The 16,043-nt window shown below is 39.6% G+C and carries 18 protein-coding genes; 6 read left to right on the forward strand and 12 right to left on the reverse strand.

All coding sequences use genetic code 11. The annotated features are described in order from the left end of the window. Positions 1-909 precede the first annotated feature (909 nt). Positions 910-1,167: a helix-turn-helix domain-containing protein gene (locus AC6CHS_RS18025; protein ID WP_498238108.1), complete on the reverse strand. Its 258-nt coding sequence runs from the start codon at positions 1,165-1,167 to the stop codon at positions 910-912. Between the two features lie 266 nt (positions 1,168-1,433). On the opposite strand from AC6CHS_RS18025, the gene AC6CHS_RS18030 reads away from it, so the two are divergent. Further along, a complete protein-coding gene (locus tag AC6CHS_RS18030) occupies positions 1,434-1,655 on the forward strand; it encodes a helix-turn-helix domain-containing protein (protein ID WP_498238109.1) in 222 nt (73 codons plus the stop codon). An 830-nt stretch (positions 1,656-2,485) separates the two neighbouring features. Here AC6CHS_RS18030 and AC6CHS_RS18035 read toward each other — a convergent pair. Then, positions 2,486-2,638 (reverse strand): hypothetical protein, encoded by a 153-nt coding sequence (locus AC6CHS_RS18035; RefSeq protein WP_498238110.1) that lies wholly within the window; start codon positions 2,636-2,638, stop codon positions 2,486-2,488. 196 nt (positions 2,639-2,834) lie between these two features. Here AC6CHS_RS18035 and AC6CHS_RS18040 point away from each other — a divergent pair, with 196 nt between their 5' ends. Genes AC6CHS_RS18040 through thrB form a run of 3 tightly spaced genes read left to right on the forward strand, consistent with a single transcriptional unit; the run spans position 2,835 to position 6,077 of the window. Next, positions 2,835-4,163: a homoserine dehydrogenase gene (locus tag AC6CHS_RS18040; RefSeq protein ID WP_498238111.1), complete on the forward strand. Its 1,329-nt coding sequence runs from the start codon at positions 2,835-2,837 to the stop codon at positions 4,161-4,163. Then, positions 4,123-5,193, forward strand: coding sequence for a threonine synthase (gene thrC, locus AC6CHS_RS18045; RefSeq protein ID WP_498238112.1), 1,071 nt, complete (start codon positions 4,123-4,125; stop codon positions 5,191-5,193). The genes AC6CHS_RS18040 and thrC overlap by 41 nt, the downstream gene beginning before the upstream one ends. After that, positions 5,190-6,077, forward strand: a complete 888-nt coding sequence (gene thrB / locus AC6CHS_RS18050) for a homoserine kinase (protein WP_498238113.1) — start codon at positions 5,190-5,192, stop codon at positions 6,075-6,077. Before thrC ends, thrB begins: the two co-directional genes overlap by 4 nt. A gap of 92 nt (positions 6,078-6,169) precedes the next feature. Here thrB and argF read toward each other — a convergent pair whose 3' ends face one another. The 8 genes from argF to AC6CHS_RS18090 all read right to left on the reverse strand — a co-directional run bounded on the left by argF (position 6,170) and on the right by AC6CHS_RS18090 (position 12,799). Then, positions 6,170-7,138 (reverse strand): ornithine carbamoyltransferase, encoded by a 969-nt coding sequence (gene argF, locus AC6CHS_RS18055; RefSeq protein ID WP_498238114.1) that lies wholly within the window; start codon positions 7,136-7,138, stop codon positions 6,170-6,172. A 236-nt stretch (positions 7,139-7,374) separates the two neighbouring features. After that, complete coding sequence (locus AC6CHS_RS18060) at positions 7,375-8,568, reverse strand: class I SAM-dependent rRNA methyltransferase (protein ID WP_498238115.1); 1,194 nt, start codon at positions 8,566-8,568, stop codon at positions 7,375-7,377. Positions 8,569-8,935: 367 nt separating this feature from the next. After that, on the reverse strand, positions 8,936-9,652 hold the full coding sequence (locus tag AC6CHS_RS18065) for a hypothetical protein (protein WP_498238116.1): 717 nt from the start codon (positions 9,650-9,652) through the stop codon (positions 8,936-8,938). Further along, a complete protein-coding gene (locus tag AC6CHS_RS18070; RefSeq protein ID WP_498238117.1) occupies positions 9,649-10,386 on the reverse strand; it encodes a hypothetical protein in 738 nt (245 codons plus the stop codon). The genes AC6CHS_RS18065 and AC6CHS_RS18070 overlap by 4 nt, the downstream gene beginning before the upstream one ends. Then, positions 10,373-11,263: an ATP-binding cassette domain-containing protein gene (locus tag AC6CHS_RS18075; RefSeq protein WP_498238118.1), complete on the reverse strand. Its 891-nt coding sequence runs from the start codon at positions 11,261-11,263 to the stop codon at positions 10,373-10,375. The genes AC6CHS_RS18070 and AC6CHS_RS18075 overlap by 14 nt, the downstream gene beginning before the upstream one ends. Then, entirely contained in the window at positions 11,260-11,646 is a 387-nt protein-coding gene (locus AC6CHS_RS18080) for a GntR family transcriptional regulator (RefSeq protein WP_498238119.1), read from the reverse strand. Before AC6CHS_RS18080 ends, AC6CHS_RS18075 begins: the two co-directional genes overlap by 4 nt. A gap of 144 nt (positions 11,647-11,790) precedes the next feature. Beyond that, positions 11,791-12,303 (reverse strand): GNAT family N-acetyltransferase, encoded by a 513-nt coding sequence (locus tag AC6CHS_RS18085; RefSeq protein ID WP_498238244.1) that lies wholly within the window; start codon positions 12,301-12,303, stop codon positions 11,791-11,793. Then, a complete protein-coding gene (locus AC6CHS_RS18090; protein ID WP_498238120.1) occupies positions 12,296-12,799 on the reverse strand; it encodes a GNAT family N-acetyltransferase in 504 nt (167 codons plus the stop codon). The genes AC6CHS_RS18085 and AC6CHS_RS18090 overlap by 8 nt, the downstream gene beginning before the upstream one ends. A gap of 132 nt (positions 12,800-12,931) precedes the next feature. Between AC6CHS_RS18090 and AC6CHS_RS18095 the strand changes: the two genes are divergently transcribed. After that, positions 12,932-13,387: a YaiI/YqxD family protein gene (locus tag AC6CHS_RS18095; RefSeq protein ID WP_036576996.1), complete on the forward strand. Its 456-nt coding sequence runs from the start codon at positions 12,932-12,934 to the stop codon at positions 13,385-13,387. A gap of 185 nt (positions 13,388-13,572) precedes the next feature. Here AC6CHS_RS18095 and AC6CHS_RS18100 read toward each other — a convergent pair whose 3' ends face one another. Next, entirely contained in the window at positions 13,573-13,977 is a 405-nt protein-coding gene (locus AC6CHS_RS18100) for a hypothetical protein (protein ID WP_498238121.1), read from the reverse strand. Between the two features lie 85 nt (positions 13,978-14,062). Between AC6CHS_RS18100 and AC6CHS_RS18105 the strand changes: the two genes are divergently transcribed. Further along, on the forward strand, positions 14,063-15,199 hold the full coding sequence (locus AC6CHS_RS18105; protein ID WP_498238122.1) for a conserved virulence factor C family protein: 1,137 nt from the start codon (positions 14,063-14,065) through the stop codon (positions 15,197-15,199). A 125-nt stretch (positions 15,200-15,324) separates the two neighbouring features. On the opposite strand, the gene uppS is transcribed toward AC6CHS_RS18105, so the two are convergent. Beyond that, positions 15,325-16,026: an undecaprenyl pyrophosphate synthase gene (gene uppS, locus AC6CHS_RS18110; protein ID WP_498238123.1), complete on the reverse strand. Its 702-nt coding sequence runs from the start codon at positions 16,024-16,026 to the stop codon at positions 15,325-15,327. Positions 16,027-16,043 lie beyond the last annotated feature (17 nt).

Here is a 16,043-nt window from a genome sequence, read left to right on the forward strand (position 1 = left end):
CTTTGATTGTGGTTATAATAACCACACACTCTTCCTTTAAAATCCGTTTCGTTCAGAGATTATCTTTTTGATCCCTACCTTCAAATGATGGATTTCTTTGCAATTTATATTTGTAAATCAATCTCACTATGAAACTAGCCAATAACTATATTTAGCAGACCACTTCTTGACACAGCAATGTCCCCTTAACAGTTACCAAGAGACCTAATCTTTATAAGTACCTCTTCCTTGGTATAGATGCAGTTTTTCCCTTTTGCTACATATATTTAGTATTAGAATATAGACTTGCACCCGCATATTAATTTAGAGGGATCGAGTTTGGTGAGATTCGTAATTCTCGGCCTAAGGTTTGTCGATCACTTACTAAGATTTCGTGTCCCCAAGACTCTATTTCGTTAAGTTATCTATGCTTTCCTTGCTAAACTCTCCCCCTATATTTGAAAGCTTACAAGCACACAAAAAAATAGGCTGTCTAAAAGTTTTTTCAACAGCCTATTTTTTGGATTTTAAATTTATCAAACGCTTTTATCAAGTATATTAGAGGGACTACTAAAAGCTGTATATAATCAAATCTTATTTGCAACCAAATGAAATTTAAATTATCTCTATGTAAAGAGAATGCATAACATTCTCCCCTCGGACTTAAAATCACCCAATATAAATACTTAAAGAAGTGTTGTACAAGATGAAGGAATCACCAAAAAGTTCAAGCTCTGCAAATCAGGAAACCTATAAGGAGAGGGTTAAACCACTTTCTAAATTAAGGAATATTCACTATGGGATAATAAAACTAAAATGAGGATTACTTATGCAGGTAAACAAATCACACTTTCTTTGGTCTACCAAGACTAAGAAAGTAAATTTAAAATAGTAGTATTAGAATTTCTGAAACAATTCAGTGGAAAAGACTTATAATGAATTTTCCCTAACCTCTTCATCATAATTCATGTCAAACAATTCACTTGAAAAAAATTCACTTAAGGAAATGCCACAACCTTTACAAAAATCCTGTATTGTACTTACTCGAGGATGCTTGGATCGACCACTCATAATTTCAGATATGGTAGATTGATTAATGCCTCCACGTTTAACAATTTGATTAATGGTTACATTTCTTTCTTCAGCAAGTTGCTTCATTCTCCGCGATAGTGATTCATTAATATCCATTAGATTGATCTCCTTTAAAACGTACAGTAATCATGTTTAAATATAAGAATCTCATGCTATAAACTGCAATATCATTTCATTGCATATATATAATTTCTAATTTATTAGGCTTAAACTTATTCTTTGTATATTATGGATTTTAATACCCTAACATACACAAATAACCCCTGTGTAAGGGAAATAAATAGTTGTTTGAAAATTATACAATTATTTCGTTGACTAATATCAGAATTCTGATAAAATGTTTCCAATATGGAGGTGATAAAATGCCGTATCTATTCTCCTTTGCTGAATGGTTAAAGAAACAACGAGAAATACATAACCTATCTCAGGTACATCTATCTAAATTAACTAGTATTTCACTAGCCTCCATTAGTGAATGGGAGCAAGGGAAATCAGTGCCTTCTATTCGTAGCATCTTATTAATTGCTCAGGCTTTAAATATTCCATTGTCTAACATACCTTGGGATGATATAGACTTCAGCTAAAAACGTATAAATAAACATCTTCATTTACATAGGACTTTACTTAACGAGTCACAAAGAACTACCTAGTTGTAAATAACGTATTATAAGGTAGCCAGCTTTACATATTGCCATTGAAGAGATGGAACAGAATATAGGCTGTGCAGTGTAGCAGTATTTGTAATTCTAAGCAGGTTGTTTTTTAATATTAAAGATAGCACCTAAGAGAGGTTCCTAAATTACCAAACTAACTTTTCTATTGTATTAGGAATGAATTCTAACTAAGACTCATTCTTATCTATACCCCTTACTTATTGTCCCAAAACTTACAACTTAAAAAGTACACTAATAACTAGTTTAGGTAGCACGGCGCACGTAGTTTAATTACGTATTTAGTTATACTCCTTGTTATATAGGCACGCTGAATTACATGGCATTTAATTTTTAAATGGGAAAAAGATATATTAGCTACTATAGGGAATTAGTAATAGTTTATCAAAAAGGGAAAAGGCAGTTGTGCCCCAATAACACCTAAAAAAATTGGAATAATCAGATTGAACGAGATATCAGTTTACTTGTGTCTATATTCTTCATATTATGATTGAAAAATAATTTATTACTTATTATTCTATAGTTGATCCTCTTTTGTCAATGGAACCTCAAACTCAGAAATTTTGCCTCCCTAATTGGCTAATTTTAGAGTATCAATTAAAATAAAATCGCATTGTTTTGTTACTTGTTACTAAATGGAGAAAACCTATTTCTCGAAAAGTTTTTTCTTTTTTATGGATTCTCAAAAAAGCAATACTCTTTCAGATAAATTGGACCTACTAAATTAACAACAGCCTGCCTTTTCACTTTTTATTCTTTCGAAACAAAACAATACATGATACCCCTGTTAATAAACCAACCGCTCCGCCGGCTTCCAGATTCCCCAACAGCAATCCACCGCCCGAGCCCACTAATAAGCAAGTAATAAAGGTTAATCCTACACCCGCTTCACTCATTTAAGACACCTCCGTATTCCAATCTATAATGTAGTGTATTAAGCATCCTTTCGTTTGGTTAATTCAAGGACCAAAGCACTACAAAATGAAATATATATGTAATCGCTTCACGTTATATTCGGAAAATTCCTTATTGCTATACTTCTTTATACGTGTTTAAATATCTAGTAACCAAAAAAATCGAAGAGGTGATTGTGTGGGAGAGCAAGTTTCTGTCAGTCTACTTGGTTTAGGGGTAGTTGGCTCAGGTGTTGTAAAGCTCATAGAGAACCATCAAGAAGAATTAGCACATCGGTTAGGTTGTAGCGTACAGGTAAAAAGTATCTTAGTACGGGATATTGAAAAAGTGCGTGATGTTTCGATTGACCAGACACTTCTCACCACAGATCCAAATGATATATTACAAGACCCCGAAGTGGACGTTGTGGTGGAGGTAATGGGGGGTATCGAGGAATCCTTCCAGCACATTTTGGACGCATTTTCAGCTAAGAAACATGTTGTTACGGCAAATAAGGATCTTGTAGCTTTACATGGTCCAGAGCTTCAACAAGCTGCCGATAAAAATCATTGCGACTTTTATTATGAGGCAAGTGTTGCTGGCGGTATCCCTATCTTAAGGGGAATCACCGATGGCCTTTCTTCCGATCGCATTCAACAAGTAATGGGGATTGTAAACGGTACGACAAATTATATTTTAACCAAAATGAATAACGAAGGAGTCTCTTATGAGAATGCCTTAAAGGAAGCACAGGAACTGGGATTCGCTGAATCAGATCCCACCGCTGATGTAGAAGGACTTGATGCAGCAAGAAAAATGGCGATCCTTGGTAGACTAGCTTTTTCCACGGACATCGAATTGTCAGAGGTGGAGGTAGCAGGGATTAAAAATCTCGATCTAGAAGATTTGAAATACGGAGAGCGCCTAGGTTATACCATGAAGCTCATTGGCTTTGCAAGCTGTGAGGATGGCCAAGTCGAAGTAAATGTCCAACCGACCTTGCTATCCAAAGACCATCCACTAGCAGATGTGAAGAATGAATATAACGCAGTCTATGTATATGGAGAAGCAGTCGGCGAAACGATGTTTTATGGTCCAGGGGCTGGTAGCTTACCAACAGCCACTGCTGTTGTGTCTGACCTTGTAACAGTTATTAAAAACATGAAGCTAGGAGTGAGCGGTCACAGTGCCGTTAAACCACGCTTTAAAAAAGAGTTGAAAACAGCAGATAAGCGACTCGGCCAATATTATATCCGTTTGCATGTAAAAGACGAAGTAGGAGCTTTTTCCACTATCTCTTCTCTTTTTAATACGTTTAATATTAGTTTCAAGCGGATTTTACAGACCCCGGTTAAGAAACATGAAGTTGCAGAAATTATTTTAGTCACACACCAAACGTCTTTAGAAACATTTAATCATTCCTTACATGATTTAAAGAATTTAGATGTGGTTATGGAAGTAAAAAGCTACTACAAAGTTGAGGGAGATGTTGAGCGTGAAATGGCAGGGGTTACTAAAACACTATAAAGAATATTTACCTGTAACCGAAAACACACCAGATATCAGTCTAGGGGAAGGAAACACTCCGTTTGTCCATTTTAAAAATTTATCCAAACAGCTTGGGATCGAATTATATGGAAAAATAGAAGGCGCAAATCCGACTGGTTCTTTTAAAGATAGAGGAATGGTGATGGCTGTGGCAAAAGCGGTAGAGGAAGGAAGTAATGCCATTGTATGCGCGTCTACAGGTAATACTTCGGCTTCCGCTGCGGCATATGCGGCTAAAGCTGGCATCCGGGCTATTATTGTTATCCCAAAAGGGAAGGTAGCAATGGGGAAACTCGCGCAGGCTATTATGTACGGAGCAGAAATTGTAGAGATTGACGGGAATTTTGACGAAGCCCTTTCAATGGTGAGGGAAATTAGTGAAAAAGCAGATGTCACCCTGGTTAACTCCGTCAATCCGTACCGACTAGAAGGACAAAAGACAGCTGCTTTTGAAGTGTGCGAACAATTAGGGACCTCCCCTGACATTCTTGCTATACCTGTGGGGAATGCAGGGAATATTAGTGCCTACTGGAAAGGGTTTAAGGAGTATAACGAAAAGACAGATAGCGGCCTGCCACAAATGTTCGGATTTGAAGCTGAGGGAGCAGCAGCTATCGTAAAGGATCAAATTATTAAAGATCCTGAAACAATTGCAACAGCAATTCGAATTGGTAATCCAGCAAGCTGGAAACTCGCGGTTGCCGCAAGAGACGAATCGGCTGGAATAATTGGTTCTGTTACGGATAAGGAAATTACAAAAGCTTTTAAGCTATTAGCCCAGCAAGAGGGAATATTTGCTGAACCAGGCTCCTGCGCCTCTGTTGCAGGTGTCATCCAGCAATGTGAGCAAGGCGTTATTCCTAAGGGCAGCAAGGTGGTTACCGTTCTAACAGGAAATGGTCTAAAGGATCCACAGACTGCTATTGAACAGATGGAGGTTAAGCCTGTTGCCCTTCCGAATAATTCAGACTCCCTGCTACGCTATATTGGAAGTACGGTGACAGTATGACAGCTTTTCGTATTAGCGTTCCTGCCAGCTCCGCAAACTTAGGGCCGGCATTTGATTCAGCAGGAATTGCGCTGAACTTATATTTAACACTGGAAGTTGAAACACAGGATGAATGGGAATTTATCCACGTTTCCGACCTGCTTCCAACTATTACAACCTACGAGGAGCATTTTATCTACCAAATTGCCAAGCAAACGGCAGACCAATTTAACTTGGCACTACCGCCTTGTAAGGTGAGGGTCACGAGTGACATTCCATTAGCTCGTGGCCTTGGCAGCAGTGCTGCAGCGGCCCTCGCTGGAGTCGAAATAGCAAACCAACTTTGCAATCTCAATCTGCCCAGTGAAGCCATACTGAAGTTTGGCACTGCATTGGAAGGCCACCCAGATAATATAGCTGCTTCCTTATTGGGAGGATTAGTCATCTCCACCTTAGAAGAGGAGGAGGTACATTACGTCAAGCTTCCCCTTTCCGAACTAGAGGTTGTTATAAGTATCCCCTCCTTTGAGTTAAAAACAGAGGAAGCCAGAAATGTATTGCCAGACCACTTCACTCGAAAACAAGCAGCAACAGCAAGCAGTCTTAGCAATGTACTAATTGCTGCATTAGCCTCAGGAAACGTTAAGCTAGCGGGAGAAATGATGGAGAGGGACTTGTTTCACGAGCCATACCGAGCCGGGTTACTCCCCCATTACGAGATAATTAAGCGAGAAGCAAAGTTGGCTGGGAGCTATGGCACTGTTATAAGCGGGGCAGGTCCCTCTATGATCTCATTTGCGCAAAAAGGGACTGGCCGCTCCTTAGCTCGACACCTGCAAGAACTATTCCCCGACTTTCAAGTGAAAGTTGCCCAGATCGATCAGGAGGGCATTCAAATAAACTGAAACTCATTTAGTGGGATCTTATTGCCATTAAGACTGGACAAAAAACGCTGAGACCAGCTACAGATTACTGTAGCGAGCTCAGCGTTTTTTAGTTATTTCATAATCGAACTCATCAATGCTTTTTGCGCGTGAAGTCTATTTTCAGCTTGCTGAAATACAACAGATTGTTTTCCATCGATGACCGCTGCATCTACCTCTTCTCCTCTGTGTGCTGGAAGGCAATGCATAAATGAAACGTCCGGCTTTGCTAAGGAGAGAAGCTCGGATGTAACCTGGTAATGCTGGAATGCCTCTATTCTTTGTTTTTGCTCCTTTTCCTGCCCCATGCTCGCCCACACGTCTGTATATACGATATCCGTATCTTGCACAGCTTCATTCGGATTAGCCTCCACCACAATCTTTCCACCCGAGATTGCTGCAAGCTTTTTTGCCTTGTCTATTTCTTCCTTCATTGGGAGATAGCCGCCTGGAGCACAAACTGTAAGATTCATCCCCATTAAACCTGCCCCAATCATGAGTGAATTCGCCATATTATTCCCGTCGCCAATGTATGTAATGTTGACTCCTTCAAGTACATTTTTTTGCTCTTTGATTGTTAACAGGTCTGCAAGCACCTGACAGGGATGATAAAGGTCAGTAAGTCCATTTATAACAGGAACACTGGCATTTGCAGCAAGCTCTTGGACCTTCTCTTGAGAATAAGTACGAATCATAATTCCATCAAGATATCCTGATAACACCTTGGCAGTATCAGCAATTGGCTCACCCCTGCCAATTTGTAAATCCTTTGTGCTTAAAAATATTCCATTTCCTCCGAGCTGATAGATCCCGGCCTCAAAAGAAACCCTAGTTCGAGTCGATGCTTTTTCAAAAATCATACCAAGCGTTTTCCCTTTTAGAGTGGATTCCTCCTGTCCAGCCTTCCTTTTGGCCTTAAGCTGTTCTGCTAATTCAAGTAAGTAGTTGATTTCTTCCTGTTTAAAATCGCCTAATGTTAAGAAATCACGGCCTTTTAAAGACTTCATACTATTTGGCGCTTCTTTTAAATGCATCGTCACCATCCATCTCCACCCTTCAGAATGTATATGAATTATTATGCATTATTTAGAATAAATATACAATAACTTTGTTTAGAAAAATTCGCATTCGCTCGTCCTTTAAGCGTATGTGAAAGTTCTTCTTATACTTGGCACCTCGAAATTTTAACTACGTCGATTTTGCTTCCTTGCTGAAATTTTATACTTCCCTAACGTGTAAAAAAACCGCCTTGCTAATTTTGCTAGCAAAGCGATTAATACTATTTTACCTGTATAAACAGCACCTTTAAGTAGTTTCCTTGTTGGAATTTACGATCTACCTGAAAGTCAGCCGGAAGATGGTATTCTTCTAAAATTTTGTAGCCTGTATTCATTTGCTTAAAGGCCTTCTCCACAAAGCCCTTGAACTTTTTCATTCCAAAACTGGCATTGTTTGTCGATGCGACAATAACGCCATTTTTCTCTGTAATAGATATGGTATCCATTAGAAGCTTTGGGTAATCCTTTGCGGTACTAAACGTACGTTTTTTTGACCTTGCGAAGCTTGGTGGGTCAAGCACCACCATATCAAATTTCAATTGATGACGTTGTGCATACTGGAAATAATCAAATACGTCCATAACCCGGATATCATGCTGTTCAAAGTCAATGTCGTTAACGCTAAATTGTTCAATCGTTTTTGCTTTAGAACGTTTAGCAAGGTCAACACTCGTCGTCTTATCTGCTCCACCTAATGCTGCTGCTATAGAAAAGGCTCCTGTATAAGAAAATGTATTTAACACACGCTTGCCCTTTGCGTAGTTATCACGAATGGCTTTTCTGACTTCTCTTTGATCCAGGAATATCCCTACCATGGCCCCGTCATTTAAATAGACAGCATAACTCATGCCATTTTCTTTAATGATAAGTGGAAATTCACCACGTTCACCTTTAACAAAGTCATCATCTTCCATATATTTTCCCTTTGTGTCAAAACGCTTCTTTTCATAAATAGCTTTATAATCACCGAGGTTGTCCAGTACTTGGATAACTTGTTCTTTAAACGTGTAAATTCCATCGCTATACCAATTGATCAGGTAATAGCCATCAAAGTAATCGATAGTAAGTCCGCCGATTCCGTCTCCTTCGCCATTAAACAAACGAAATGCGGTCGTTTCTTCATCCTGATAGAAGCCTTGGCGCTTATTTATCGCCTTAAGAATTTTTCGCTGGAAGAAGGAGAAGTCAATTGCTTCATCCTGCTTATTTGTTAACACCCAGCCAATTCCCTTGTTTTGCCGCCCATAATAGCCTCTACCCAGAAAGCTGTGAGTGGAGTCGAATAAATCAATAATGGCCCCCTCTTCTTTCAAGGCAGATTCGTTCGCGATCGCTTCCTTACTAACTAATGGAACACCCTTTTGAAAATCCTGTATAAATGGTTCTTTGACTTTTAGTTCAATCGTTTTTTGCATCTCGACATCCTTAACTCTTTTTTTCTTATTATCGCATGTGGTCTATAAAAGCGAAAGTAAAGACCGATTATCTCTCATTATTTCATTATTCCCTATCCCCTGTGGAAAAAAATCACTTTTCTGCAAATAACGGTTAGGGAGTGTGGTATGATGGGATTTATAAAGTGAAACTTCAATCAGTGGGGGTTTTCGTTCTTCCCCCACTGATTGTTAGTTGAAATGGGAGAGTATGCAGGGAAACTAGGGTTCTAAGTATCTATTTTAAAGCTAAAAATATGGCAAAAATCCGAGCAGACTCAACGTGACGTCGCTCGGGTTTTTTAACTTTCTTTCTGTAAGGAGCTTTAATCCTATAAAGCTTGGCTTATTAGTTTACGTATTCGATATAAGAGTCTGGATCAAGATCAAGTGTCTTTTCTTCCCCTACCCGGATTAAGATGATATTTTCGCCGTGCTGTATGGTTGACTCATTTTCATCCCCCATAAACGATCTTCCTGTAAATTGGTTAAATGTAAATGGATCTTTAAAGGTATTCACTTCAACTTCCTGATACCCATTTCCACCTGGGTTTATGATATTCAAAATACCCTCGGATAGCGTTACGTCTGGCGGGGTAATATACTCGCTCATATCCTCTCCATCCATATATAGGGGAGTTTCATAGTAAAAGGCCTCGACTTCGTCTCCCATTCCCGCCACCTTTTCCACAAAGATGGAAGCCATTAATTCATCACTTGGACTTGAAGTGATCTGCAGCTCCCCTTCTGAATAGGTAAACCCCCATTCCTTGCGAAGGAACTCCGGATCAATTTCCTCTGTATTTCCAGAATTCATATAACTATAAAGTGATGGAATGCTAGATCTTTCTTCTTTTCCACTTTCTTGGCGCTCTTCAAACGGCTGCAAAATAGAAAGAATAATTCCACAAATAATCAAAACGGATCCATACAGAGGTAACAGCCATCTTTCTTTTCGTTGCATCGCAGGAAAATGTTTACTTATTAATCTTACTAAAAAGATCGTTCCACCAATAAGAATAGCCAGCAATAAAAATTGAAAAAGTATATCCCCGAAAACCATCATTTCCTAACCTCCTGACGATTGGAAACAAGAATACTTGCTGCAAATAGTAATAAAACGGTTCCTAGAATCTTAACGGAAAATAACCAAAAACTATTTTCCTGAAAGTAAAATTCAAACAATGATATGAAACCAGGTTCATCAAAATCATAAATAAAAAGAAATCCTATAAGTGCAACAGGGATAATGACTACCAAAGTACGATGCAACTGCACAACGCATCCGATCAAGTAACCAATTGCAGCTATAAATAAAACATATAGTATAGTTGCTACTGCGCCACTGGCCCATTCACCTAACGTTAAAGGCAATGCTTCTGTCAAGAGGGTGTTCCCCCTTACATATTGAATCATTTGAATCAAATACTGCGAACAAATAGCAGTTAGCCCTGCAACCACACTGGCTGTCAGCAAGAAGGCCATATTAGCTAAGTTGCTACTAAGTCTGTTCGTAATAAATAGATAATCATCGTTTCGATAAGATTTGGTTGTAATTAAAATAGAACTGAAGAAGGCCCATACTAAGGTTAGCCCGATGGTCCCATCTGTAGAGTAAAAGTTCATGCTTAATGAAACATTACCCATACTTGTACCCGATTGGCCATTCCCACCCCACGTAAAAACAATCGCAAGCAACTGTAAGGCTACCATTGAATTAAACACACCTGCAAATGCCTTCCATTTAAAGAGGTATTGCTTTCCAACCAATGTACCAAGTGACATATTATTTAAAGACATCATCGATCCCCCCTGTTGTGCGGTTTGTTAGATAGACACAGACATCACTTGCTGATACTGGTGTGACTTTCATACCGAGTTGCTTCGCTTTTTCCAAGGGTATCCCTTCACTTTTCACTACTGCATAACAGGTATTTGCCCCAACCTCTTCTGTATACAATACTTGCTTATCTGTTACCCATTGTCTAACCAATTCGGATCTGCCAGTTAAGCCTATTGCATAATTACGAATCTCATCAATTGGCTCATGAAGTAATGCCTTGCCGTTTTTTATTACAAGTATGTCTTCTAATAACTCCTCCAGTTCTTCCAAATGGTGGCTGGAAATAATCATCGTTCTTGGGTGTGCAAGATAATCCTTTAGTAAGGCCCTGTTAAAGTCCTTTCTTACTGAAGCATCCATCCCATTAGTTGGTTCATCAAACAAGGTAATTTCACAACGTGCAGCCAATCCAAAGATCATATTGAAGGTGCTCGCTTTTCCCTTTGAAAGATGGGTATGTAATTGATTTGGATGGAAGGAAAAATACTCGAATAAGCGTTCTGCCAGCTGACTGTCCCAATTGCCGTAAAAACGTTTACCCGCCTGCAATATCTCTGACAAGGTAAGAGTATTCGGAAAGTCCATTGAATCATCAATATAGGCAACGTTGGCAGAAACAGTCAGACTATTAAACGGGTTTACATTTAAAACCTCTACATGGCCGGATGTTGGCCTCCAAAGACCAGCGAGAATCTTTAATAAGGTTGTTTTTCCAGCTCCGTTTCGGCCAATCAGCCCAGTAATGGTATTTTTCTTTATTTGGATGTTCAGTTCATTTAATGCAACTACACTGCCCTGCTTCTTTGTGACCTTTTCGCATTCCACTACATTCATTTCTCTTCCCCCTCTATCTTTTCCATGCTCTCCCGAAGCATTTCTTGTAGCTCCGATTCCCCTACACTTAATCGTGCTGCCTCTAATGCCACCTCATCCAATAATCCTTTTAATGTATGGTTTTTTCGTTTATCTAAAATTAACTGTCTCGCCTTTGGGGTAACAAACTTCCCCAAGCCACGCTTGCTGTATAGAATCTTTTCATCAGAAAGGATCGTTAGCCCTTTTGCTGCAGTTGCCGGATTGATTGTAAATATTTCTGCAAGCTTGTATTGGGAATAAACCTTGTCATCTGTTTGAAAATTTCCATTGAGTATTTCTGTTTCAATCCATTCAGCAATTTGGATATAGATGGGCTTCGTGCCATCTGAAAGTAAATGCAAACCAGCAACCTCCTTCAGCTAACTTAGTGCATTAGTCGTGTAATGTAGTATATAATTTTCTCAATAAAAAAACAAGAGCAAATCCCCCTTTTTTTAACAATTAAAAAAATGCCTGCATAGCAGACATTAATTTAAATACCTCTATTAATCTAATCCAACAACGCGGCTTCTTCTTTCCAAAAGAACTACATCGCGCCAAACACCATTCAATTTACCAATACGCTCACGAACCCCCACTTCTACAAACCCAGCATTTTCATGGAGCCGAATACTTCCCTTATTTTCTGGAAAAATCCCCGACTGCAATGTCCAAAACCCTTTTAATTCACTTTCAGCAATCATATAGGTCATTAGCTTTGTACCAATTCCTTTTCCAGTACTTGCTTTACTCAAATAAATACTTAGTTCTGCAGCTCCTGCGTATGCTTTTTTACTTGAAGTGGGGAGAAGCGCTGCCCAACCAATAACATCTTTTCCAATTTTCGCGACCAATCTGCAATCCTGTAAATACTTCTGATCCCACTCTTCCCAGCTTGGGACCTCTGTGTCGAATGTTGCATTTCCTGTTTCAATTCCTTCTAAATATATGGATCTTACTTCTGGCCAATCTGATGTGACCATTTGATCCATAACGATGTCATTTACATCCCTACTCATTAACAATCCAAAACCTCCGTTTTATCGTGCCATCTGTATCAAGAATGCTTTCATCTTCTATGCCACCATTGTTTAGAATGGTTTTGGCAGACCCAATATTATCCTCATCACAAGTAACAAGGACGCGCGGAATTTTTAGATCTTTACATTTCAACAAAGCCTCCGCGAGAATACGTGTCGCATAACCCTTACGTCTTTCGATGGGTCTTACACTATAGCCAATATGTCCACCCACATTGCATAAATACTCTGTCAGTTCATGCCGGATATCCACCATTGCAACTATCCTATCATTTTCGTTAATTAGGAAGTAATTAGAGCTTGGTACCCACTTCCCTTGCCCGCTTTCCCTCACATGCAGGGCATTTAAATAATCTTCGTATGTATCGTGCCCCGTGAGGTTAAAACTACTGGGGATCATGCGAGATGGACCCCATTCTTTCACATATTGCCGATGCTCTTCTTTCCATTCATTTGACGGGCGTACTAACCTCATCAAATCCCCCCTTTAGGCGCATGATTATAAAACATCATATATAAACATACCCTAAAATTGCAAGTGTTTTTTTCAGAATAGTTCAGCTGTTCTTTGATGTGCTATAATTTTGGTTACATAGGAGGTGATTATATGAAAGTGATTGTAGACGCAGATGCTTGTCCAGTAAAAGATACCATTATTAACATTTCATTAGAAAAAGGGACTCCCGTTATCCTCGTCTCTAGCTTTGCACATTATTCGAATGAACAACACCCTGAAGGAGTCGAAAATATTTATGTTGATACCGGAGCTGAGTCAGCGGATTACCGGATCATGAAACTAGCAGATCACGGAGATGTACTTGTCACACAAGATTACGGACTTGCTTCCCTTGCACTTGCCAAAAAGTGCCATGTTCTTCATCATAAAGGATTTGCTTATACCAATGATAATATTGATCAGCTTCTCCAGACACGGTATCTTAGTGCGATGGAAAGAAAAAGCGGAAAACGGACAAAAGGGCCAAAGCCATTTACGCATGAGGATAGAGAAAAATTTGCTACCCTTTTCACGCAAAAAATGAGGGAACTGGAAGACCCGTCATAGGAATTCCAGCCCTTTTTTTTAAAACACGTATTTAAGTTTTTGCTGATCTTGGTATCTTGGTATTAGTGGTGCGATTCGCATCATTGGGTATGTGATAGCTAGCCCGACAGCTCCAAATGCGCCAAATATAATGGCAACAACACTCCCGCGCAATTCAAACGATGTCAGCTATTCTATAAGAGGATCTAGCACGCCACCATAATATAGAAACTAACAGGAATAACGATAGCCATAAAGCATAGAGTTAATCTTACCAATCCTAATCGGTATAATAGGTTAAATAAGAGAAAGGCCATTCCAAATAGAAAGAGAACTGTCATCATATCGATCCATAGATTGCACAAGAAATGATAGTCTTCATAAAAGATTTCTCCAGTATGTAAAACTCCCCTGAAATGGAGCTTCCAATCACTTAGTGTGACAAGACTGAATTGGAGCACATTCAAATTAAATACCACAACCGCAACGGATAAGATTCCACCCCCATAAAAGGATTTCAAAATCTGTAACCTTGCGCTGCCCATTCCTACTCCAATAGGTAATAGTGACTTAAACCCAAATATTGCAATGCTCGGGATATAGGCAACCAAAAGATGGACTGACCGATTGGATAATGCTCCCGTCCTTTGTTAAAATATAGACAGTATAAGGACGTGCAGAGGAGGAAGTTAGTACATGAAAATTATTTCGATCGAACCGACACCAAGCCCCTACTCTATGAAAATAAATGTGGATGAAAAAATGCCTGATGGCCAAACAGAGAATTATAAGCGCGAAGATATAATGGTTGATGCTCCAGATTATGTCCGTAGTTTATTTCAAATAGATGGGGTTAAAGGGCTTTACCGTGTTGTTGATTTTATTGCACTGGAAAGAAACCCTCGAACGCCATGGGAGGAGATTCTTCCAGCAGTTCGGCAAACATTAGGTTCTTCTGAGCAGCCAACTGAAGAACAGCAAGAAGCAAACAGCGAGCAACAGGAAGAGGCTTTTGGAGAGGTACAAGTCTATATTCAAATGTTCCGCTATATTCCTATGCAGGTAAAACTGGAAGAAGGCGATACAGAGGAACGGTTTGGGCTTCCAGAACGTTTCATGAACGCTGCCATGAAGGCTTCTGAAGCTACTGATAATATGTTGATGGAACGAAAGTGGGTTGAACAATCGCCTCGCTATGGCGACCTCAAAGAGATTGGTTCAGAGGTGGTGGAGGAAATAAACGCCAGCTATGATGAGACACGCCTCGATCAACTCGTACACTTTGCTTTAAATAATGAAGCAACGGGAAATCGAACATTTTATCACGAGGTAACTTTAGAAATGATGGAAGCTCCTAACTGGAAGGATCGTTATGCAGCGCTAGATAGAATGGATCCTACTGAAGCTGACTTACCTGTGCTAGATAGAGCTTTGGATGATGAAAAGGCCTCAATTAGAAGACTAGCCACCGCCTATCTCGGTATGATTGAAGAGAAAAAGGTATTGCCATATTTATACAAAGCATTGAGAGACAAGGCAGTTAACGTTAGAAGAACGGCTGGAGATTGTCTGTCTGATCTTGGCTTTAAAGAAGCGATGCCAGAAATGGTCAACTCCTTGACCGACAAAAGTCGCCTTGTCCGTTGGCGGGCAGCCATGTTCCTTTACGAACTCGGTGATGAAACAGTAATCCCCGCCCTGAATGACGCGTTACAGGATCCGGAGTTCGAGGTAAGAATGCAAGTTAAAATAGCATTGGCTCGAATCCAAGGCGGAGAGCGTGCCAAAGGATCGATTTGGCATCAAATGACAGAGGCTGCTAAACAAAAATAATCCACCCTAGTGCCATGCACTCTGGTAGATTATTGTAATCTTTGCTCCCCTTAAAGGGAGACTTCCGTTATTTTACCGTTAGTGGCATTATCCGCCACTAACGGTATTTTTATTTACTATACGACTTAAACAATAAGCTCGGAGTTTTTCCCTTGATAAAAACGAACTGCTTTTTCTAATAATGGACCATCAAAGTCAGGGAAATAGACGTCTGTAAAGTAAAGCTCCGCACTAGAAGACTGCCATAACAGAAAATTACTCATCCGCTTTTCTCCGCCAGTTCGTATAACCAACTCTGGATCTGGAAGTTCTTTTGTGTATAAACATTGCTGGAGAACTTGTTCATTTAGCTGCGTGAGATCCATTTTTTCGTCTTGCAATTCCTTAACAATATGTCGTACCGCCTGCAAAATATCGTCCCTCCCGCCATAGTTAAAAGCGAAATTTACGATCAATCCTGTATTGTCCGCTGTTTCGTTTACCGCATTCTTTAAGGCCGTTTTTGTACGAATAGGGAGTGCTTCTAAATTACCGGATATACGCACAACAATATTACGTCTTTGAAACTCAGGAAGCTTCTGTTTAAAAAACTTAACAGGCAAATGCATTAAGTAGTTTACTTCCTCCATTGGCCTTGACCAGTTTTCAGAAGAAAAGGCATAGAGTGTTAAAACTTCAACACCCAAGTCAATGCTGGCATCAATAATTTTTTCCATCGTTTTCGCGCCGGCATAATGGCCCTCACTTCGCGTCAGGCCTCGTTGTTTTCCCCATCTTCCGTTTCCATCCATCATAATCGCTACATGCTTTGGGACACTTTTACCCATCGAAAACATCTCCTTAC

It is taken from the genome of Oceanobacillus sp. GQ8 (genome assembly GCF_059758495.1).